Genomic DNA, 21,970 nt, shown 5'->3' with positions numbered 1-21,970 from the left:
TTTTTAAAGCCCTTTATTTATAAGGACATAAAGGCAAAATCGCCAGATACTCCCCGAAAAGTGCTTATTTTAGGGCTGTTTTCATGCTTTTTTTCAAGGCGGATATTGGCTGCGTTGGCTGATACGTACCAATATTGACTGGGCTGTCGGTTTTGCACACGCCGGACATGAGGAATCACAAATTCCTGTTGCCAAAGTTTCGCTTTCATTTCTATAATTCGATAATTGTCGAAATATAGAAATAAGCCTGAACCGGAGTCCGCCTATGGAAAATAAACAAGCAATCAGCGCATTAGCGGCGTTGGCGCAAGAGTCGCGGCTGGCGGTGTTTCGCCTGCTGGTGCGGGTTGGCCCTGAAGGTTTGGCAGCCAGCAAAATCGCGGAAGAGCTGGCGATTCCGGCTTCGTCATTGTCATTTCATCTCAAAGAACTCAGTAATGCTGATCTGATTTCGGCGCGTCAGGATGGGCGTTTTATTATTTACGCCGCCAATTTCAGTACCATGAATGATTTGCTGGCATTTCTGAGTGACAGCTGTTGCAACGGTCAGGCTTGTTTGCCTGCATTGCAGACAGGCAGCCTGGCGGGTAGTCACTTGGCGGATCAGGCTCCGTGTAAAGCGTAGTAAGCAGCTGCTGTGAACACTGGTTTTCTTTGTAATTCCTTATCCTTGCAATTCCTTTCCACCAATGAATCGAGACAAAAATGACTGATAAAGTGTACAACGTACTGTTTCTTTGCACCGGTAACTCTGCGCGCAGCATCATGGCGGAAGCCCTGATGACGACGATGGGGCAGGGGCGTTTCAAGGGCTATTCTACCGGTAGTTTTCCCACCGGTACGGTTAATCCGCTGGCGATAGAGCAGATTCAGACGACAGACTATCCGCTGACTGCTTTACGCAGCAAAAGCTGGGACGAGTTCGCAGCGGCCGATGCGCCGGTGATGGATTTCATCATCACCGTCTGCGATAACGCCGCCGGTGAAGTCTGCCCGGTCTGGCCCGGTCGTCCGGTAACGACGCACTGGGGTTTTGAAGATCCGGCTGCAGTGACTGGCAGCGATGAAGCAAAGCGTGCGGCATTTCATAAGGTATTCCGCGAAATTATGTCTTGCATCAATAGCTTCGTCTCGCTCCCTGCGCACATACTGGAAAAAAATACCATTCATCAGGAACTTAAAGCGATCAGAGATCAGCTCAACTGATGCGTCCATCTGATGATCTCGCAGTACATCAAATTCATTTCTGAAATGGGGCGCATGTCGTGCTGATTGCTATCCTGATTTTTTTGCTGACACTGACCTTTGTCATCTGGCAGCCGCGCGGTCTGGGCATAGGCTGGAGCGCGGCTGGCGGCGCGTTGCTGGCCTTGCTGGCCGGGGTCATACAGTTATCGGATATTCCGCTGGTGTGGCATATCGTCTGGAATGCAACGGCCACATTTATCGCGGTCATCATCATTAGTCTGTTGCTGGATAAAGCGGGTTTCTTTGAGTGGGCGGCATTGCATGTGGCGCGCTGGGGCGGTGGCAGCGGCCGCAAATTATTTGTGTTGCTGCTGTTACTCGGTGCCGTGGTCGCCGCTTTATTTGCGAATGATGGCGCGGCGCTGATCCTGACGCCGATCGTGATTGCGATGCTGCTGGAACTACGGTTTTCACCGCAAGCCACGCTGGCCTTCGTGATGGCGGCGGGTTTCATCGCCGACACCGGCAGTCTGCCGCTGGTGGTATCGAATCTGGTGAACATCGTCTCGGCTGATTATTTCAAGCTGGGCTTTGCCGCCTATTCATCGGTGATGCTGCCGGTGAATCTGGTATCGGTCGCGGCCACGATCGCGGTGTTGCTGCTGTTTTTCCGGCGCGACTTGCCTGCCGATTATGAGGTGCAACAACTGCGCCAACCTGCGCTGGCGATTCGTGACCGCGCCACATTCAATACGGGCTGGTGGGTGCTGGGTTGGCTGTTGCTCGGTTTTTTCTGGTTGGACGGCATGGGTGTTCCCGTCAGTGTGGTCGCAGCAGCGGGGGCGGCGGTGTTGCTGGGCGTCGCTACGCGCGCCGGGGTGATTAACACCCGTGATGTCGTCCGAAATGCGCCGTGGCAGATCGTGATTTTTTCGCTGGGCATGTATCTGGTGGTGTACGGTTTGCGCAATGCCGGATTGACGAATCAACTCAGTGGCGTGCTCAATTATTTTGCCGAACATGGTGTCTGGGGCGCGGCGCTAGGCACAGGATTACTCAGCGCATTTTTGTCTTCGATCATGAACAACATGCCGACCGTGCTGATCGGCGCTTTGTCGATTGATGCCGCCGTGGCAAACAATGCGGTGCGCGAAGCCATGATTTATGCGAATGTGATCGGCTGCGATCTCGGCCCGAAAATCACGCCTATCGGCAGCCTCGCCACATTGTTGTGGTTACACGTGCTGGCAAACAAAAATATCACGATTTCCTGGGGCTATTATTTCAGGCTGGGTATCGTTCTGACCTTGCCGGTGCTGTTGCTGACACTGGCCGCGCTGGCATTACGTCTAAGCTGACACCGGCGCTATCAACGAAAAGGAGTAAAGCATGACTGATGTGGCAGGTAAATTCGTCAATGAGTTGGCCCAAAATTTAACGCATGATCTGCCGAACGTACAGATGGCACACATGGATATTCCTGATGCCGCGAAACTCGCACCGGTGGCGGGTTTTGAGCATCCGCCACGGATACTGCTGATGTATGGCTCGCTGCGTGAACGCTCGTTCAGTCGCTTGCTGGTCGAGGAAGCGGCGCGCCTGCTGCAACACATGGGCGCGGAAGTCAGAATTTTTAATCCGCATGATTTGCCTCTGGTCGGCAGTGTGCCGGAAACGCATCCCAAGGTCGTGGAATTGCGCGAGAGTTGTTTGTGGTCGGAAGGGCAGGTCTGGTGCAGCCCTGAACGTCATGGCGCGATCACGGCGGTGCTGAAAAATCAGATCGACTGGATTCCTCTCGAACAAGGTGCGATACGCCCCAGCCAGGGGCGTACACTGGCAGTGATGCAGGTATGTGGCGGCTCGCAGTCGTTTAATACCGTCAACACGCTGCGTCTGCTGGGACGCTGGATGCGCATGTTCACGATACCGAATCAGTCATCGGTGCCGAAAGCCTATGAAGAATTTGATGAGGCCGGACGCATGAAACCATCACCGTATTACGACCGGCTGGTGGATGTGATGGAAGAATTATTTAAGTTCACCTTGCTGCTACGTGGTCGCAGCGATTACCTGACCAGCCGTTACAGTGAACGCAAACAGGATGCATTGAACGCCGCCAACAAGATCATCGCCAAAGCCTGATTCGTGCTTAACTGAGTCGTTGCCGGGTAACAGCCTTATACCGTTTTTATAAAAGGAATGAATATGCTTTTTCTGGACCATACGCCGAAATTTTTATTCTTTACCGGTAAAGGCGGCGTCGGCAAAACCTCGGTCGCTTGCGCCACTGCCGTCTGGCTTGCCGATCAGGGACGACGCGTATTGCTGGTCAGCACCGACCCGGCATCGAATGTCGGTCAGGTATTCGGCATCCGTATCGGTAACAGCATCAGAGCGGTGGAGTCGGTTGCCAATCTGTCTGCACTGGAAATTGATCCGCAAGCGGCAGCACAACTGTACCGCGACCGCATCGTCACACCTGCGCGCGGCACCCTGCCCGAGGTGGTGATCAAAGCGATGGAGGAACAATTATCCGGTGCCTGCACCACAGAAATTGCCGCATTTGATGAGTTCACCGGGCTGCTGACCAATCCGCAGATGCTGCACGATTACGATCACATCATTTTTGATACCGCGCCAACCGGGCACACAATACGCATGTTGCAACTGCCCGGTGCCTGGTCGGGCTTTCTGGAAGAGGGTAAAGGCGATGCCTCTTGCCTCGGGCCGCTGGCAGGTCTGGGCAAGCAGCGTGAAAAATACCATGAAGCCGTGCAGACCTTAGCCGACCCCGCACGTACCCGCATGGTGCTGGTGGCACGTGCCCAGCATTCCAGCCTGAAGGAAGCCGCCCGCACACATGACGAGCTGGCTGCCATCGGTTTTCATCAACAATATCTGATCATCAATGGCGTGTTGCCGGAAGCAGAAACACAAGGCGATGCGCTGGCGCGCGCCGTCTGGAAACGCGAGCAGGCAGCATTGACAACTATGCCCGAGGTATTACGCGGCTTGCCGACAGATCATATTCCGTTGCGCGCATTTAATCTGGTCGGGCTTGATTCCTTGCGCCATTTGCTGACAGCCTCTACCGCGGTTGTTGGTGCTAATGCCGCTGATCCATCCGCAACGCAAACATTGCCTGCCCTGACTGATGCGCCATCGCTGGCGACGCTGGTCGATGGGCTGGCAGGCAGCGGGCATGGCCTGATCATGACGATGGGCAAAGGTGGCGTCGGTAAAACCACAGTTGCTGCGGCGATCGCCATCGCCCTCGCGCAACGCGGTTTTCCGGTGCATCTGACAACCTCTGACCCTGCTGCGCATCTGCTTGAAACACTGGAAGGCAGCCTGCCGGATCTGAGCGTCAGCCGGATTGATCCTGTTGCCGAAACAGCGCGTTATCGTCAGGAAGTGATGGCGAGCAAAGGCAAGCACCTTGATTCACAGGGAAAAGCCTTGCTGGAAGAAGATTTACGCTCGCCATGCACCGAAGAGATCGCCGTGTTCCAGGCGTTTTCACGCGTCATCCGCGAAGCCGGGAAAAAATTTGTGGTGATGGATACCGCACCGACCGGCCATACCTTATTGCTGCTCGATACCACCGGTGCCTATCATCGCGAAATCGAACGGCAGATGGCGCATACCGGCGTACATTACACAACACCGATGATGCAATTGCAGGACCCGCAACAAACGAAAATCGTGATCGTGACACTGGCAGAAACCACACCAGTGCTGGAAGCCGCTGGCCTGCAGAATGACTTACGCCGCGCCGGTATTGAGCCGTGGGCATGGGTCATCAACAACAGCCTGGCGATGGCGCAGCCGCAATCGCGCTTGTTGCAGCAAAGGGCAAAAAATGAATTGCAACAAATCCGCCTGGTCGCAGATCAACACAGCCAGCGCTGGGCGATTATTCCTTTGCAGGCGGAAGAGCCGGTCGGTATCGACAAACTGACAAAACTGCTGAATGCGAAGTGAAGTATTTCTGCCCCTGATAAAAAATCCCCGACATCACTGCCGGGGATTTTTTTGTCAGTACAACCGGAATTACTTGAACTTGCAATTCGCCAGCAAGGTGAATGAGCGGCCGGGTGGGGCGGTCACGCGTGCTTGCAGGAGGTTACAGCACGAACGGAATTGTAGATCAGCGAAACAAGAAGCAATTCCCACCCGATTCACTCAACGGTAAGACACCGTTGAATATCGATTATGTCATCAATCTCAAAACGCTAATAACACTTGGTGCTGATTCGGCAGGGCGGTTTGCGGCTAACCAATAGACGTATTTATTTCGATTAAAACAAGAATGTAAAAAGAGTTGCAACAAAGTATTATCTAAACAATACTTTATCTTTAATGTAATACGTAAAGTAATTGGAATAAATAGAATTTTCTTTCTGCAATTGACATAAGAGATATGAGGTTTGTTCGAAGGAAAAGATGTCCTTAAGTAAATTAAGTGGATCATTGATAAAAATGGATATAAAAAAAAGTCATCTGCTCGTTCTCATCGTCGCGGCACTAGTCGGGACAACAAGTTTTGCGCAGACATTGAAGAAGGCACGTCCTCGCGCTGAATGCACACAGCTTTGCAATGAAAGAGGATTAACGCAGCCTAAGTTTGGTGGGAAGCTAAACAAAATCCGTGAAGAGATCGCAAAAGAAACCGATCCGGAAAAAGTCCAGGTATTGCGCCAAAAAGAAAAAGAGGAATTGGAACGCGCCACAGAAAAGCTGGCTGAATTTTGTGAGTTTATGTGCGAAGGTAATCCTGAATAGAAGCCAAGCCACCAAAGGTAGTACCCTGCCAATTAATGAGACAAGCCAGCGATTCCTGACAGCGTAGAAATAGGATTTATGTATAACAAGATCAACACGTTAGGTAGCTTGCTGCTAACCAGCGTATCCGCATTTGCACAGCAAGCCGGTCAGGTTCAAGGTTCTGAGCAGTCCCCCCAGCAAGTCGTCGTGAATGGATCACAGACAGATATCGAGGCCAGCCAGGATTTTGTGGCTGGCAAGGTGATTATCGGGCGCAAGCAAATCGAACAAAGCGGCTTGCAAAATGTGACAGAAATACTGAAACGCGACCCTGTCATTACACTTGGTAAAGACGGCCGTATCAGTTTGCTGGGTTTGCCTGGCTATACCCAAATCTTGTTGGATGGACGTGCTCCGATGGGAAAAAGCCCGTTAGAGTTGGATTTGAGCCAGGTTGATAAGATAGAAATCATTAAGTCCACTACGGCAGAAACTGGGCCCTTCGGGATAGCCGGAACGATCAACGTGATCAGTCGCAAAATTGAACGCAAAATTCAGCAGCAACTAAACCTTGGTGTGACCGAAACGAGGGGTGAGTATGGCGCTAATGGCACATGGAGGATGAATCAGTTCAGTCCGGAGAGTCTATGGAGTTTTAGCCTGAGCGCCAATGCGCGCCACAACCGCAGCCCGGGTAACGGAGCAGATGATCAGCAATTGCTCACATCGCTCGGTATGCAACCGCAGTTCCAGGCAAGCCGTCATACCTTGAGGAGGGATGAATTTTCAACGCTGACCACTGAGCTGGCGTATCAATTTGGTGCCGGAAATACGCTGAGTTTTAAACCGGATTATGGCCAGATCACGCTGGATCAAACCAAGACCGAACAACGACACTGGGTCAATGACCGTTTGCAACAAGCCTGGCAACGCAGCACATCACCCCTCAGCGGTTATAACCTGCCACTGAGCTGGACTTATGATAGTGGCGATTTCGGTCAGATTGATACAAGCCTGCGCTTGAGTCAAATGCAAAATATAAGTGATAGCTTGCGAATTGATCAGGATAGCGCCAATCCGAATGGAGCTAATTATGCCTTGCGTCGCCAGCATTATCGCGATGATCAAAGCAACACGATCTGGTCATTCAATTACAGTAACAGTATCAGCGATGGGCATAACATCAAATCCGGCCTGCAGTGGACACATAGCAGACATGAAACCCGGCGTGTGTACTGGCTCAATGATGTCGTTGATACGAGTCTCATTTGGTTAGGCGGACAAAGTCAGAATGTTGAGAAAAAGTACAGGATTTTTGTTCAGGATGACTGGCGTGTGAATAAGACCCTGGCCTTAAATGCTGGTCTGTCAATGGAAGATCAGACGCTGAATATGCTTGAAGAGGGTATGCGTAATCAGGCGCGTTTCAGAGTTTGGTCGCCGTCGGCGCATTTGTCAAAAAAACTGGCGGCCGATCAGAAGCGCCAGTTCCGTCTTTCGTTGGCACGTAGTTTCCGGGCACCAGATTCAAGCCAGTTAATGCTGCAGCCCGCAATTAACCCGTTTGCACCATGTTTTACCAATACTGGTTGCGGTAATAATACGATCGATACCGCCGACAGTGCCGGTAATCCGGGCTTGCAGCCAGAACGGGCGCTCGCTTTGAATTTGAGTTATGAACATGGCCTGAGTCGGGATAGTCAAATCAGTATTGATGTCTATTCGCGCCAGATCGACAGGAAAATTGGCAGCGAGCTTCTGTTAATGCCTGTGTCTTGGGCACCAAGCCCGCGCTATGTGCAAAGACCCGCCAATCTCGGCGACGCTTCGATTCAAGGTGTGAGTCTCAACTGGCGCGTTGCCGTGACTGATATATGGTCTGCCTCTCCCAAATTAGATTTGCGTGGCAGCGTCGGTTGGGCGCATTCGGTGATGAGTAACTTGCCCGCGCAGGATAACCATCTGGAAGGTCAATTGCCATGGCGTGCCAAACTTGGATTGAGCTATGTCATGGCTAATCTGCCGGTGAAAATCGATCTGGATGCTAACTGGCTTCCGGCGGACTGGCTACGTAATAATCTGACCCAGAGAACTTATGAGTCCCGTCAGCGAAGCCTAAGCGCGAACGCCATCTGGACCGTGAATCCAAGGATGCGCCTGGTCATGAACATGGATAATCTTTTTGCACCAGAAGCATACACAATTCGTGAGTATTTTACGGATAGCACGACTTTGCAAACACGTAATAAGAACTCGGCTTATACCCGAGTTGGCATCAGGATGGAACTCAAACTCTAAGGATATTAAATGCAAGTTCGTTACAAGAAATATATCAAAGATATTTTTCTATTGATTGTAGTCGCCATTCTCGCGATTTTTTTAGGAAAAAATATTCCTCATTGGTATCGTTTATGGCAAGGGCCATTTAAAAATGGAGATTACTCTGCCCATGTGAAATCGTTTCCTTACAAACTGACTTTATATGGTACTGCAACCTGCCAGCATTGCCAAAACGCTCGTACCTATTTGCGGCAAGCCGGTATCGAGTTCAATGATCAGATGATTGATCGATCAGGTGATGCAGCAAGGTTATATCAACAACTAGGTGAAAAAGCCGTACCGGTTCTTGTTAGTGATAGCAAAATACTCGTTGGATTTAGCCCAGTGCGTTACGAAGAAATGTTGAAGGAAAGCAGAGTGCGATAAACGTAGATGAAGCAACTTTATATGAGTGTAATGTAGTCATCTTCTTCAGAATAAAAAATCCCCGACATCGCTACCGGGGATTGTTTTTTTCAGTACAACCGCGCTTACTTGAACTTGTAATTCGCCAGCAAGGTGAATGAGCGACCGCGTGGGTCGGCGACGCGTGGTTCCCATGAGCTGCCGGCGCCGGAGTTGCTGTCGTAAGTGATGGCAAATGGCGGGTCGGTGTTCAGGATGTTTTTGATCCCTGCGGTCAGCGTCATGTTTTTGATGCCGCTGTAGGTCGCACTCAGGTTAAAGATGGAATAGCTTTTCACATTCGGGTTGTAATCCGATGGGGAAACCAGACCATTGAGTACGCCAGGCAAGACTTGATCTTTATAGCCAGAGCGGAAGATTTGCGAGAGCATGGTCGTCCAGTTGCCTTCTGTGTAGGTCACATAGGCAGTGTGTTTCCAGCGCAGACCCAAATCGCCAGTGAAGGTGAAACGGCCGACTTCGCTTTCGCCATAGGCGGCATTCGCGGTCGGACGGGATTTTTTCTCGATCAGGTACGAGCCGTCAATTGCTGCCGTCCATTTGCCATTCCAGATTGTGCCATTCGCATTGGCACCGACTTCCAGACCACGGGTAATACTTGAACCTGCATTCACCCAGCGCTGGTCGATTTGTACAATCGCACCGCTCGCATCACGGATAAATTGCGCGCTGAACAAATTGTAGTTTTGCAGCATGGTGTTTAAGTCCAGCGAGGTAATGGTGTTTTCCTTGCGGATTTCCCACAAATCCATATTTGCGCTGAAATTTTTACTTGGTGCCCAGACGACGCCGACAGTCGCTTGTTTCGCTGTTTCCGGTCCCAGATTGGCTTTGCCACCGGTCAGGGTATTCGGGTTGATAATGCCGCAACCCGGTTTGGTGCTGTCTGCTTTCAGGCTTGGGCAGCTCGCCGGATCGACCAGATCTTTACCGGCGTATGGCGACTCGGTAATGCCGTTAAACAACTGATTGAATGAAGGTGCGCGGAAGCCGGTGTTATACGAACCACGGAACAATACTTGTTCAACCGGTGTATAGCGGAACGCGACTTTCGGGTTAAAGGTATTGCCGAAACCGGTGTAATGATCCTGACGACCAGCGACGGTGACTTCCATATTTTTGAAGACAGGCACCAGGAACTCGGCGTAGATCGCGCGGATATCACGGCTTACACTTGGCAGTGCATTCGCATCATCAAACGGCGCATTCAGAATCGCAGGACGTGCGTTCGAGGCGCGTGCATCGCCGTTAAACGAATATTCTTCCTTACGCAGATCGGTACCGACCGCTGCCATCACTGCACCGGCAGGGAGTTTGAAAATTTCACCGGAAATCGCGGCATCGGCTTGCGTCAACGTGGTTTTACCGCCGTACAACACCACGCCTTTAGCAGAGGTGCTGGCGATCAGATCCAGCGCTGCCTGTGATTGCTTCTGACCAGGCAACAGGAAAGGATTGATGATGCCGGTGCCGAGTGCATTCGCCAGTGCGACCGTGTAGTTATAGCCATTGCCGAGTGTCGATTGTGATTCGCTGTAAGCGCGTGACAGGCCGACGCGGTAATCCCAGTTACCGATCTGGCCATCGGCGCCGATTTGCAGACGGGCGGCATCGGTACGGGTGCTGATTTCACGGTTGCCGCACTCCATACAACGCCAGCGATAAGCGATAGGCGCGCCGTAATTGGATTTAATGCTTGGTAAGAGCGCAGCGATGGAATTGAATACCATGTCATACGCAGCGCCGGTTTTAGGATAGAACGACGATACCGGGAAGTTGCTGCCGGGCGACACCTGATTCGGCGAGAAGCTTTTTGATACATCAACGCGGGAACCGACCAGTTCAGCGAACACCTGATGTTCACCGACTTTGAATGTGGCGCGCGAAACGAAATTATCGTTGGTCACAGGCTGTTGTAAAACAGCGGCGCGACCTGTATCCCAGGCACACGCATATTTGGAAGAAGCGACATCCCAGATTTTGTAATCATAAGCAGCCATACCATCGATGGAGTTACAACCCGCGCCACCCGGCAAATTCAGCACGTTGACCGCATTCATCGACTGGTTTGTGCCAGGCAGGATAGGGCCGGTATTACTCTTGTTACTCATGATGGTGTTCGCCAGCGACGTCGCAAATACGGTCGCAAACGGGGTACCGCGCGTATCAACTGACAAACCGCGATTCGGCTGGAAGGTATTCACAAACGAACGCTGATCGCCGCGCAATGCCTGATTCTCGCTGTGGGTACCGGTAATCAGCACGTTGTAGCCATCGCTCTCCAGATTACCGAAACCGCCGACGATAGAGACGCGGTGAATATCGGCACCGCCTTGCTGTGTCAGATCAGTGAAGGCCTGTGCTTCAATGCCGTTGTAATTTTTACGCAGAATGAAGTTAATCACACCGCCGATTGCATCGGTACCATAAATCGCGGAAGCGCCGTCTTTCAGCACCTCAACGCGTTCAACCGCTGCCATAGGAATCGAATTCAGATCGACTGCCGAGCCTTTCATACCGTGTGTGGCGATACGGCGACCGTTCAGCAGAACCAGTGTGCTGTCTGAACCCTGACCGCGCAGGTTGGCGGAGGTAGCGCCGTTATTGCCGCGCTGCGCACCGGAGGTGACGTCGGCATTACTTGCCAGATTATCGGAACCATTGCCGTTGATGTTCAGCGTTGCGATCAGCTGCTCGGCAGTCACGATACCCGAGGCTTCGAGCTGTTTGCGGGTAATGACTTCGACGGGTAACGCACCTTCGGCGGCGATACGTTTGATGCTGCTACCGGTAATTTCGATACGTTGCGTGACGTCGGCAGGTTTTTCCTGCGCCACCGCAGATGTCGCAGAAACGCCAGTCACGCCGATAATGGCGATGCAATGGGCAATGGTTTTCAATTTCACGGGTCTCTCCTCAAATAATTCTGTTCAATGTGTGATCAGGATGTCGGGCAATTATCACGGGCTTAGAATGACAACGACCATCAAAAGTCACATCCGTTAACAAGGTTTTTTCTTTTTGCACCAATTTGGATTTTTTGGTGTCGTGCAAAATCGTTATAACGATATACGCGTTGAGATTCAGACTAGAGTTTTCACTTTGCCGGTGACAAATGAAAAATTCTACTCAGGTAATAACTAAAAGATATAGATAAAAAAATCGTTCTCCGGGCCTGTATGACACAGGCAGTGCAAGAGGGATTGATACTCTGAATAAATTTTTTGTATGCTTAAAAAAACAGCAGACGGAATCTCAAAAAAACCACATTCAGAGCAGGTCCCGGCGCTGCTGAGCGCACCTTTTCAGGGTAACTGCACGCTCGCCTGCTGGCTCTCCTGACCCGAACGGCTGATCGCCATCACGCTGATTTGGCGGATTGCACCAGCCTGGGGATCAGCGCTGGTATCAATGCTCAGTTTTGTCGCAGGCTGGACTGAGAACAGCCATTGCTGATCGGTGCGTTTCCAAATCGCCAGTAATTTTGTGTTGGCGGCGTCAGCCAGCGCCACGTCCACGGTTTTCTTGTCCTCCGACAGTTGCAACTGCGGCGCGGTGATATTGCTGCTGTTGAGCCACGGCATTGCCGGAATCAGCGCCTGCGACGTGTATTTTTCAGTCATCAGGCGTTTGCGTATGTCTTTGCGGTTCTGATTCAGGCTGATAGCGCTGAAATGAATATGACCGTTACCGCCGCGTTCACGCACTGCATCCACCTGATTCAGAATTTCTTCGGCAGGCCAGGATTTATCACTGTGATCAATGCGGCTGGTATATAAGCCGGGCCAGATCTGACGTTTTTGTAAATTCTGCCTTATCCAGTAGTCATGCAATACCTTAAATGCCTGCGGTGTCTGATTGATAGGCCAGTACAATTGCGGCGCCAGATAATCAAACCAACCTTTTGCCATCCAGAGTTCTACATCCGCATACAGTTTGTCGTACTGGCTGAAGCCGGTGATGCCCGCCGGTAAGCGGTCAGGGCGGCCGATGCCGAACGGACTGATGCCGAATTTCACCCAGCTTTTTTCCTGATGCACCGCGTTGTAAATTGCCTCGACCAGATGGTTGACGTTGGAACGTCGCCAGTCCGCGCGCATCAGATTGCCGCCGCTTTGCAGATACCTGATCCAGGCTTTGTCATCCGGGAATTCGACCTCACTGCCGTTCGCGGCTTTGACCGGATACGGATAAAAATAGTCATCAATATGAACGCCATCAACGTCGTAGCGCCGCACGACATCGCTGATGACATTCAGTGTTTGCTGCATGGCGATGGGTTCTGCCGGATCCATCCATAACTGATCGCCATACTGTTTCACGGCGTCAGGCGCAGTTTTGCTGATGTGATTTTTTGCCACTGCTGTTTTTGCCTGCGCGGTGCGGGCGCGGTAAGGATTGAACCAGGCGTGCAATTCCAGACCACGTTCATGCGCCTGCTCTATCCAGAATTGCAGCGGATCGTAATACGGCGAAGGTGGGCGGCCTTGTTCACCAGTCAGAAATTCCGACCACGGCTCTATCGTCGACGGATAAATCGCATCAGCGGCCGGGCGCACCTGCAGCACGATGGCGTTGAGCTTCATCTGTACCGCATTGTCGAGAATGGTGATGATCTCCGCTTTTTGTTTATCGCTGCTGAGGTCACGGCGGCTCGGCCAGTCGATGTTGGCGACAGTGGATACCCAGGTGGCGCGGAATTCACGCGGTGTCGGCGGCGTTTCACGGCTTAGGGGTAAGGATGGCGGTGGCGCATTAGCGATAATCGCCGATGGTGCCGGTGCTGTTTTCACGCTGACCGGTGGTGAGCTGCAGGCGCTCAGTATGGCGATGAGCAGGCCGGTCAGCACCGTACGCACGATGTTCCGGTGATTTTTTATGAGCAAAAACGGTGAGGCTGAAAACGAGATCATGCGTCGGTAACGGCGAAAACAAAAAAGAGCTGAGATGCTACTGCATTCGTCATCGACAAACCAGCGTTAATCCGCCGTATATGCATACTCCCCCCTATTTTTTAAAAAACTATCGATAGTCCTAATAAAATAAAGGGGGATTTTATATACCCGGGGGAGTATATAAATGTCACTGGATGATGATGGTCGCAGGCTGGCTACTGTGCTGTTGCGCTACCGGTTCTGAGGCAGCTGCCGGTAGTTAGTGCGATAGCGAGATAAGAGTGAACAATGCAGGGAGTAATCCGTCTCAGCGACACCATTGTTGTGACAGCACCAGCGTCAGTGCCAGAGAAAGTACGGCTGCCGATGCGCTGATCGTCAGGCCGGTGTATGTAATTCGCAGACCGCGACGGCGCCTGTCGGCAAAAATCATTAATTCGCCTATCGTTGTCAGGCAGCTGATGCCGGCGATGAAGATCATCATCAGCATCGCAAAGGCTTCTTTGTCATTCAGTTCGCGACAATGGGTTGAATATAAATGCGCCAGTTTAAAAATTCTGTCGTAGCTGATCAGTTCAAACAACAGACCCGCCGCGATCAGGGCGATCGTCATCAGCGGAATAAACCAGGTCAAGAAATACGGATCGCGGACAGCATCGATCACTGTGTTGATATGGCGCTTGATGAAAGCAATCATGGGAGTCTCGCTGGTAACCGGGCTATCGTTCCGAACGGGGCAGTCTGAAGCGCTGTTCTGTGAATGGACTGTCTTTTTTTGTCTGTCCCGGGTGATGTTAACATTTTTCATGCAAGGTCTGATGTTTCTGTGCTGAAATGTTAATGTCTATTTTCTCATCACCGCGATCGTAGCAACACCGCAGCAACACAGCAACATCGCGATCAGGCTGTGTTGCCGCCGGCGACATAGAAATTCTATTAAGATAGACAGCGTAGCCATAGATACGGACAGGAAATCACGATGTTAAGTACAGAACAAATCAAGCAATTCACACAAGATGGCTATGTCGTCGTGCCGGATTTTAAAACTGCAGCTGAGATCGCTGCGCTGCGCGAACGTGCGGCGCAGATTGTCGATGCGTTCGACCCGGCGCAATCCCGTTCCATCTTCACGACCAAAGAGCAGGAACAACATATCGATCACTATTTCTTAAATTCAGCGAATAACATCAGCTGTTTTTTTGAAGAAGAAGCGTTCGACGCGCAAGGCAATCTGCGTCAGGATAAATCGCTGTCGATTAATAAAATCGGCCATGCGATGCATGATCTCGACCCTGTTTTCAGCGCGTTTTCGCGTGGCCCGGCGCTGGCACAGGTCGCGCAGCAACTGGGTTTGCAGCAGCCGCAAATCTGGCAGTCGATGTATATTTTCAAGCAGCCTGGCATCGGTGGCGAGGTGCGCTGGCATCAGGATGCGACTTATTTTGAAACCGACCCGGTCAGCGTTACGACGTTCTGGTTTGCGCTCGAAGATGCGACGCTGGATAACGGTTGTCTGTGGGCAGAACCGGGTGGACACCGCACGGCTATGCGCGAACGCTTTGTGCGCGAAGGTGATCTGGTGCGCGTGGAAAAACTCGATGCCACACCGTGGCCGGATGACAGCACTGCCGTGCCGCTTGAGGTCAAAGCCGGCAGTCTGGTCTGTTTTCACGGGCTGCTGCCGCATTACAGCGCGCCGAACCGCTCGCCGGTATCGCGCCATGCCTACACCCTGCATGTGACCGATGGCGCAACGCGCTATTCACCGCAAAACTGGATACAGCGCGATGCCAGCTTTCCTGTGCGCGGCTTCTGATCAGCATCAGCACCGACAATAAATCATCACATTCAACAACGTTCAACAATAATCAAAACGAGAGACTATGACGACAGCGAACACGATGCACCCGTTTGACGAAGCAATACAACTGAGGCCACAGGGCGATCATTACCGCGGCCAGACTTCACCGAAATACGCGAATATGGTCGGCCCGTTTGGTGGAGTCACAGCGGCGACCTTGCTGCGCGCCGTAATCGATCATCCGGAATGTCAGGGTGAGCCGCTGGCGCTGACCGTGAATTTCGCCGCACCCGTTGCCGACGGTGAGTTTGATCTGATCCCTAAGTTGATCCGCACCAACCGTTCAACCCAGCACTGGAGCATGGAGTTAGTGCAACACGGCCAGATCGCTGCCACTGCCACCGCCTTGTTTGCGACGCGCCGTGAAACCTGGTCAGCAACCGAAGCGCAGTTTCCCGACATCAGCGATGCCGGTGAAGGCATGGAAATTCCGCCAACTGGGCTGGCATGGGTGAATCGTTACCATATCCGCACGCTGCGCGGCCATCTCGGGCTGACTCCGGCATCGCAGGAAACGAGCAGCGACACGGTCACTCAGCAATGGATACGCGATGAGCCACCACGCGTGATGGATTTTTGCTCACTGACTGCGATTGCCGATGCATTTTTTCCGCGTATTTTCATCAAACGCAAACAGGCAGTGCCAGCCGGAACCGTTTCACTGACCGTATATTTTCATGCGGATGCCGCAACGCTGACTGCACAAGGCACGCAGCCTGTACTGGGATATGCGCGGGCGAATCGTTTTTATAATAATTATTTCGATCAGATCGCTGAATTGTGGACGCCGGACGGCGCATTACTTGCAACCACCACACAGGTCGTCTATTACAAACAGTAATTCTGTGTACCTTAAAAAAAGGCAGCACCGTAATTCAACCGGTACTGCCTTTTTTGTTGCGGCGACTCATACAGAGTGCCAGTTCAGCGCGCGTATTCAGGGCCGACCAGCGGCAACCCAGTTCAGCAATTCATCCAATGCAGGCTTGGCTTTGCTCGCTTCATCGTGGTTAATCATGGCGACAACAATCCACGCCTGATCGTGAATGTCGCGCACGTAACCGGCAATCGCCGTGGTGTTTTTCAGTGTGCCGGTTTTGATACGGGCGCGCAGCTCACCAGCGCTGCCTTTGAGGCGTTTGCGCATGGTGCCATCGAGTGCTGCGACCGGCATGCTGGAGCTGAATTCAGGATTCCATAAACTCCGCGCACCGACAGCTAAAATCGCCGCCATCTGATTCGCGCTGATGCGTTCTATGCGCGACAAGCCTGAGCCGTTTTCGAGCACCAGTCCGGCATCACTGATGCCTTGCTTCGCCAGCCAGTTTCTGACCCTGGCATCGGCGGTTTGCAAGGTGTTGCCGTTGATTTTGTCAGGCGATTCTGCGCCCAGTGTCAGAAACAAAATCTTCACCATCGCATTATCAGATTGCTTGTTCACGATACGCAGTGTATCTGCCAGCGTTTCCGATGCACGTTCATGCAACAGGATCGCATTTGCCGGCACCAGCCCGTCGCGCACCTGACCTTGCCAGCTGCCGCCCATTTCCTGCCACAGCGTGCGGAACATGTGCGCAATGTATTGATTGCGTTCAATGATGTTCAGGTTCGTGGTGATTTTGCAGCGCCGTGGAAAACCGCCGCTGAGCATGATCTCGATCTGATCTTTACGCTGAAATTCTATGGCCGGCGCTTTCCATTCACTTTCCCATTCGGCGCAGGATTTCTCATTAAAATGCAGGTGGTTTGAAAATTTGATTTTATCGAGCGGCGTCAGCAAACGGGTATCGATTCTTTCTGCGGTTGATTCGATGGCGAATGAGGTCAGATTGCTGTGGATCAGCAGGGCATCAGGAATCACGTTGTAATACGCATCGGGGTGTTCATCAAACGGTGGCGCACCGATGTCGAGGCGTTCAGGCTGAAAATAACTGCGGTCCAGAATCAGATCGCCATTGATTTTGCGTATGCCTTGCGTGCGTAAAGCGCGCAGCATGACGCTGAATTTTTCCCAGGTCAGATTCGGATCGCCACCACCGCGCAAATACAGATTGCCGTTCAGTGTGTCTTTTTTAAGTGGCTTATCGGTGAGAAATTGCGTCTTCCAGCGAAAGGTCGGCCCCAGTTCTTCGAGTGCAATCAGGGTTGTCAGCAGCTTCATCGTCGATGCCGGACTGAAACTAGCATCGGCATTTTGTTGTAATACCGGCGTCGCAGTTGCCGAATTCAGCGGTATCACCACCGCACTCATCGCCGCAGACGGAACCGGAGAATGACGGAAAGCGTCTTCCACTTTCAGCGGCAGCACCGTTTGTGCCAGCAGGCTGGCTGAATACAGCGTTGAAGATATTATTCCCAGCAAGCACGTCGTCGGTTTCAGCATGGTGATCCTCTTTCTTCGATGCTGCATTGTAGAGGAATGCAGCAGGCAGCAACAGTCTGCGGACGGCTTGCAAGTCATGACAGATTCGCTGTGTTGTATGCCTATTAGGTATGCCAATTCCTTATCGTTATCTGCGAAAAAATGCTGTTTCAGGACATAAGCCCTTGATTTCGTTATAATTTCGCCCTTCCTTTGTCACCGGTCACCGCCATGAGTCTGCTCGTCAATCAAACTGAACTGTTATCCCCCGCCAAGAATGTCGATATCGGGCGCGAGGCTATTCTGCATGGCGCGGATGCGGTGTATATCGGCGGCCCGTCGTTTGGTGCGCGTCACAATGCGAGCAATGAGCTCAGTGATATCGCCGGGCTGGTGCAATTCGCCCATCGCTACCATGCGCGGATTTTTGTGACCATGAATACGATATTGCATGAATCCGAACTTGAACCGGCGCGCAAACAAATCCACCAGTTGTACGAAGCGGGTGTCGATGCGCTGATCGTGCAAGACATGGGCATACTCGAACTCGATATTCCACCGATACAGTTACACGCGAGTACCCAGTGCGATATCCGCAGCGTCGAGAAAGCAAAATTCCTCGGTGATGTCGGCTTCTCGCAGTTGGTGCTGGCGCGTGAGCTGACGATAGAACAGATCAAGGCGATTAAAGCCGAAGTGAAAACACCGTTGGAATATTTTGTACACGGCGCTTTGTGCGTCGCTTTTTCCGGCCAGTGTTATATCTCGCATGCGGATAATGGCCGCAGCGCCAATCGTGGCGATTGTTCGCAAGCCTGTCGTTTGCCTTATACCCTGACCGATGGCGAGGGCAGGGTGGTGGCGTATGAAAAACATTTATTGTCGATGAAAGACAATGACCAGAGCCGCAATCTGGAAGCGTTGCTCGATGCCGGTGTGCAGTCGCTGAAGATTGAAGGTCGCTACAAAGACATGGGCTACGTCAAAAATATCACCGCGCATTATCGTATGTTGCTCGATGAAATTTTAGAGCGCCGCCCGGAATTTACCCGTGCCTCCAGCGGCCATAGTCAGATTGCGTTTACACCGGATGTCGATAAAAATTTCCATCGTGGTCATACCGATTATTTTGCCAACGGGCGCTTGGATAATATCGGTGCGTTTGATTCGCCGAAATACGTCGGTCTGCATCTCGGTTATGTCACGCGCATAGGCACGACCTGGTTTGAGATCGAAGCGAATGAGCCTATGGCGAACGGCGATGGTCTGAACTACATGCACAAGCGCGAAGTGGTGGGCATACAAGCGAATACCGTCGAGCACATGGGCAAGAATGAGAATGGCGACGTCTGGCGCATTTCTCCGAATGAAAAAGTCAGCGAGCTGATTGGGCTGAAAGTCGGTATGCTGATTAATCGCAACCGCGATCAGCGCTGGGAACAGGCGCTGACCAAAAAATCGGCAGAGCGCCGCGTGCCGGTCTGGCTCACGCTCAGTGACGATAGCGACGGCCTGACGCTGACTATGCATGATGCCGATGGCGTCACTTCATCAGTACACACAGCGCTGGCGCTGGAGCCGGCGCAGCAAGCCGACAAAGCCGCAGCATCGCTGCGCGACAGTCTCGCCAAACTGGGTAACACCATGTTTGAAGCGGCGAATGTGGATCTGCGTCTGCGCCAGCCGTGGTTTGTTCCTTCCTCTGTCATCAATGCCTTGCGCCGCGATACTGTCGCAGCGCATGAGGCGGCACGGATCGCAGCCTGGCCTCGCCAGCCCCGCACACCGGCAGTCGAGCCGCCGGTCGCTTATCCTGAAACCACGCTCAGCTATCTGGCGAACGTGTATAACAGCAAGGCAAGGGAGTTCTATAAAAAGCATGGTGTACAACTGATCGCCGCTGCGTATGAAGCGCATGAAGAAGCGGGCGAGGTGTCGCTGATGATCACCAAACATTGCCTGCGGTTTTCATTTAATCTGTGCCCGAAACAGGCGAAAGGCGTGAAGGGCGTGCAAGGTCAGGTTAAAGCCGAACCGATGACGCTGGTGACGGGCGATGAAAAATACACGCTCAAATTTGATTGCAAGCCCTGCGAAATGCATATCATAGGCGCAATGAAAAAACACATACTGCAATCGCCGCCGCCATCGTCTGTGCCTTACAGTCCTATGGTTTTTCACAAAACCAGACCGGCGGCAAACTAGTCTTTACGGTATGCATTAAGGCTATATTAAGGCTACATTAAGGCTACATTAAGCGTAAAAAAAGGCTGAACATGTTCAGCCTTTTTTTATACCTTTGCTGGATCAGCGCATATCAAATAATTCCTGATGAAAGTCATTACCAGACAAGCCTTTTGCCAGCATATCCTGACGCAGCGCTTTACCGAAATTTTTCGGTCCGCAGAACCAGATGCTGGCGGATGTCCATGCTGGCACGGCAGTGCAAATCCGGTCTGCACTGAGCCTGCCATCGGCATCCGAACGTAAGACATGTAAATGCACCCCAGCTTTGTCGGCATTGGCCTGCACCTTGGCAATGAAGCCTTCATCCGGTGCTGCCGTGCTGTAAAACAAATCGATCTCACGTGCGTCGGCCTGCTCTGCCAGTGACTGCATACGGGCGATGAACGGGGTGATGCCGATGCCGCCGGCAACCCAGATCTGGCGCGATTTATTATCGTCAAAGGCGAAGCGTCCATACGGGCCTTCCACTTTGACCAGATCACCGGTTTTCAATGTTGCCGGTAAGCTTGCGGTGTAATCGCCTATGCCTTTGATCAGAAACGTCAGTTTGCCATCCTCATTCCAGGCCGAAGAAATTGTGAACGGATGCGGGCCTTCACTCGTGTTAAACGTCAGGAACGCAAACTGACCGGCGGCGTGGCCGCTCCAGCGGTCTTTCAGATTGATGACCACTTTCAGTACGCGATTATCGGAGTGATACTGAATCTCTTCGATCGCACCGACTGCCTGCCGTTGCGCGCCAACTTGACGGAACAGCGACATCAATGCGGCAATCGTGCCTCCCGCCATCAGCACCGCCATCAGCGGCGCGATCAGATGATCCCAGTATGTGTATTTCATCAGCACCGTGGAATGGAATACCAGCACCAGATACACAATCGCCAGCAAGCGGTGGGTTTTAAAGAAATAGCGATACGGAAAACGTTTGATCAGTGCCAGAGCAATCAGCAGCACCATCGCATAAAACGCCCATTCTCCGACCTCTTCAGCGAGGTGACGCTGGCTTTGAAAAAACTGAAATAAGGGCACGGTCTGCTCTGCTGCCAGTTTGCGCGCTGGCCGCGTCAGCCAGCCCCAACCGACCATCCATTTCGGCCCTTTCGCCCACAGCCAGTGGATAACGGCAATCACTAACGCCGTGATGCCCAGCCATTTATGCAGACGATAGGATTTATCCAGACCGCCGAGCAGGTTTTCGCCTATCGCAGGCCGTATCGCCAGCATCATGCCTATGCTCATCACACCGATGCCGATAATGCCGGTGTAATTCATCAGCGACGTTCGTAAGCTGAAAAAATTATAAGGCTCGCTCAATACCGTATCGGCAAGCAGCCACAAGACGCTCAGCAGAGCGATGAGCAGCAGATATATCCTTTGAATATGTTTCATTGTTGACTTTCCGCATCAGACTTTCAGCCAGCCCTGCTTCATCGAAAAACCAATGACCATCAGTACCATCGCACCGTAATACATGGTTTTCCAGATGAAACCGGGCTTCTCCTGTGATGCATCGCCGGCACGGGTTGAAAACTGGAAAATACCCCGGTGTTTGTAAGTGCAGATCGCAAACAGGATGAAGGCGGCACCGGTGAGCGCCTGCGGGAGTAACTGCATTTTCCAGGCAGTAAACAAATCGTAAGCGCCGAGCAGAGCGAAAAAAATGAGCCATACCCACGCATGCGGCGTGCTGTCTTTTTTTGTTTGTGGTGTTGTCATGCAGAGTGCCTTGGATTTTTTAATAGCGACATGATCCTGTCAGCAGTGAGGCAGATCAGACCGGACCCAGCAGTGGCGAATATTGCCGCAGTCCGCCAGCGGCATTGTCCGGGCTGGCGGTGAGTTTGATAGCTTAAATATACTACCGGGGAGTATATGTTGAGGTCCTTATTCTACGTTGAGAAT

At 52.1% G+C, this 21,970-nt stretch carries 18 protein-coding genes; 11 read left to right on the top strand and 7 right to left on the bottom strand.

Annotated features, from left to right (window positions below; translation table 11 throughout):
• Positions 1-17 precede the first annotated feature (17 nt).
• Positions 18-209, bottom strand: a complete 192-nt coding sequence (locus tag ACPAOP_RS03440; protein ID WP_423709345.1) for a hypothetical protein — start codon at positions 207-209, stop codon at positions 18-20.
• A 56-nt stretch (positions 210-265) separates the two neighbouring features.
• Between ACPAOP_RS03440 and ACPAOP_RS03435 the strand changes: the two genes are divergently transcribed.
• The 8 genes from ACPAOP_RS03435 to ACPAOP_RS03400 all read left to right on the top strand — a co-directional run bounded on the left by ACPAOP_RS03435 (position 266) and on the right by ACPAOP_RS03400 (position 8,664).
• Positions 266-625 (top strand): ArsR/SmtB family transcription factor, encoded by a 360-nt coding sequence (locus ACPAOP_RS03435; protein ID WP_423681196.1) that lies wholly within the window; start codon positions 266-268, stop codon positions 623-625.
• An 80-nt stretch (positions 626-705) separates the two neighbouring features.
• Entirely contained in the window at positions 706-1,206 is a 501-nt protein-coding gene (locus ACPAOP_RS03430; protein WP_423709344.1) for an arsenate reductase ArsC, read from the top strand.
• A gap of 59 nt (positions 1,207-1,265) precedes the next feature.
• Positions 1,266-2,546 (top strand): arsenic transporter, encoded by a 1,281-nt coding sequence (locus ACPAOP_RS03425; protein ID WP_423709343.1) that lies wholly within the window; start codon positions 1,266-1,268, stop codon positions 2,544-2,546.
• 31 nt (positions 2,547-2,577) lie between these two features.
• On the top strand, positions 2,578-3,333 hold the full coding sequence (gene arsH, locus ACPAOP_RS03420; RefSeq protein ID WP_423709342.1) for an arsenical resistance protein ArsH: 756 nt from the start codon (positions 2,578-2,580) through the stop codon (positions 3,331-3,333).
• A 63-nt stretch (positions 3,334-3,396) separates the two neighbouring features.
• Complete coding sequence (arsA, locus tag ACPAOP_RS03415) at positions 3,397-5,175, top strand: arsenical pump-driving ATPase (protein ID WP_423709341.1); 1,779 nt, start codon at positions 3,397-3,399, stop codon at positions 5,173-5,175.
• 462 nt (positions 5,176-5,637) lie between these two features.
• Positions 5,638-5,976, top strand: a complete 339-nt coding sequence (locus ACPAOP_RS03410) for a hypothetical protein (RefSeq protein WP_423681190.1) — start codon at positions 5,638-5,640, stop codon at positions 5,974-5,976.
• A gap of 78 nt (positions 5,977-6,054) precedes the next feature.
• Positions 6,055-8,256, top strand: coding sequence for a TonB-dependent receptor plug domain-containing protein (locus tag ACPAOP_RS03405; RefSeq protein WP_423709340.1), 2,202 nt, complete (start codon positions 6,055-6,057; stop codon positions 8,254-8,256).
• Between the two features lie 9 nt (positions 8,257-8,265).
• Positions 8,266-8,664 (top strand): glutaredoxin family protein, encoded by a 399-nt coding sequence (locus ACPAOP_RS03400; protein ID WP_423709339.1) that lies wholly within the window; start codon positions 8,266-8,268, stop codon positions 8,662-8,664.
• 104 nt (positions 8,665-8,768) lie between these two features.
• On the opposite strand, the gene ACPAOP_RS03395 is transcribed toward ACPAOP_RS03400, so the two are convergent.
• The 3 genes from ACPAOP_RS03395 to ACPAOP_RS03385 all read right to left on the bottom strand — a co-directional run bounded on the left by ACPAOP_RS03395 (position 8,769) and on the right by ACPAOP_RS03385 (position 14,295).
• Positions 8,769-11,609 carry a TonB-dependent receptor domain-containing protein gene (locus tag ACPAOP_RS03395; protein WP_423709338.1) on the bottom strand — a complete coding sequence of 947 codons (2,841 nt, stop codon included), beginning with the start codon at positions 11,607-11,609 and terminating at the stop codon, positions 8,769-8,771.
• A 399-nt stretch (positions 11,610-12,008) separates the two neighbouring features.
• The gene (locus tag ACPAOP_RS03390; protein WP_423709337.1) at positions 12,009-13,562 is read right to left on the bottom strand and encodes a glycoside hydrolase family 10 protein; all 1,554 of its coding nucleotides are present in this window, start codon (positions 13,560-13,562) and stop codon (positions 12,009-12,011) included.
• Between the two features lie 343 nt (positions 13,563-13,905).
• The gene (locus ACPAOP_RS03385; RefSeq protein ID WP_423681183.1) at positions 13,906-14,295 is read right to left on the bottom strand and encodes a hypothetical protein; all 390 of its coding nucleotides are present in this window, start codon (positions 14,293-14,295) and stop codon (positions 13,906-13,908) included.
• A 282-nt stretch (positions 14,296-14,577) separates the two neighbouring features.
• On the opposite strand from ACPAOP_RS03385, the gene ACPAOP_RS03380 reads away from it, so the two are divergent.
• Together ACPAOP_RS03380 and ACPAOP_RS03375 are read left to right on the top strand one after the other, a co-directional pair.
• Positions 14,578-15,414, top strand: coding sequence for a phytanoyl-CoA dioxygenase family protein (locus ACPAOP_RS03380; protein WP_423681182.1), 837 nt, complete (start codon positions 14,578-14,580; stop codon positions 15,412-15,414).
• 67 nt (positions 15,415-15,481) lie between these two features.
• Positions 15,482-16,300: an acyl-CoA thioesterase gene (locus tag ACPAOP_RS03375; RefSeq protein WP_423709336.1), complete on the top strand. Its 819-nt coding sequence runs from the start codon at positions 15,482-15,484 to the stop codon at positions 16,298-16,300.
• A gap of 96 nt (positions 16,301-16,396) precedes the next feature.
• Here ACPAOP_RS03375 and dacB read toward each other — a convergent pair whose 3' ends face one another.
• Positions 16,397-17,842 carry a D-alanyl-D-alanine carboxypeptidase/D-alanyl-D-alanine endopeptidase gene (gene dacB, locus ACPAOP_RS03370; protein WP_423709335.1) on the bottom strand — a complete coding sequence of 482 codons (1,446 nt, stop codon included), beginning with the start codon at positions 17,840-17,842 and terminating at the stop codon, positions 16,397-16,399.
• A 210-nt stretch (positions 17,843-18,052) separates the two neighbouring features.
• On the opposite strand from dacB, the gene ACPAOP_RS03365 reads away from it, so the two are divergent.
• Positions 18,053-20,026 (top strand): peptidase U32 family protein, encoded by a 1,974-nt coding sequence (locus ACPAOP_RS03365; protein WP_423709334.1) that lies wholly within the window; start codon positions 18,053-18,055, stop codon positions 20,024-20,026.
• A gap of 102 nt (positions 20,027-20,128) precedes the next feature.
• Here ACPAOP_RS03365 and ACPAOP_RS03360 read toward each other — a convergent pair whose 3' ends face one another.
• Together ACPAOP_RS03360 and ACPAOP_RS03355 are read right to left on the bottom strand one after the other, a co-directional pair.
• Positions 20,129-21,457, bottom strand: a complete 1,329-nt coding sequence (locus tag ACPAOP_RS03360) for a ferredoxin reductase family protein (RefSeq protein WP_423709333.1) — start codon at positions 21,455-21,457, stop codon at positions 20,129-20,131.
• A 15-nt stretch (positions 21,458-21,472) separates the two neighbouring features.
• Positions 21,473-21,784, bottom strand: coding sequence for a hypothetical protein (locus ACPAOP_RS03355; RefSeq protein WP_423709332.1), 312 nt, complete (start codon positions 21,782-21,784; stop codon positions 21,473-21,475).
• Between the last annotated feature and the right edge of the window lie 186 nt (positions 21,785-21,970).

The sequence above is a fragment of the Undibacterium sp. WLX3042 genome (assembly GCF_049544825.1).
Taxonomy (GTDB): domain Bacteria; phylum Pseudomonadota; class Gammaproteobacteria; order Burkholderiales; family Burkholderiaceae_D; genus Undibacterium.
This window is presented reverse-complemented; position numbering and strand designations above follow the sequence as displayed.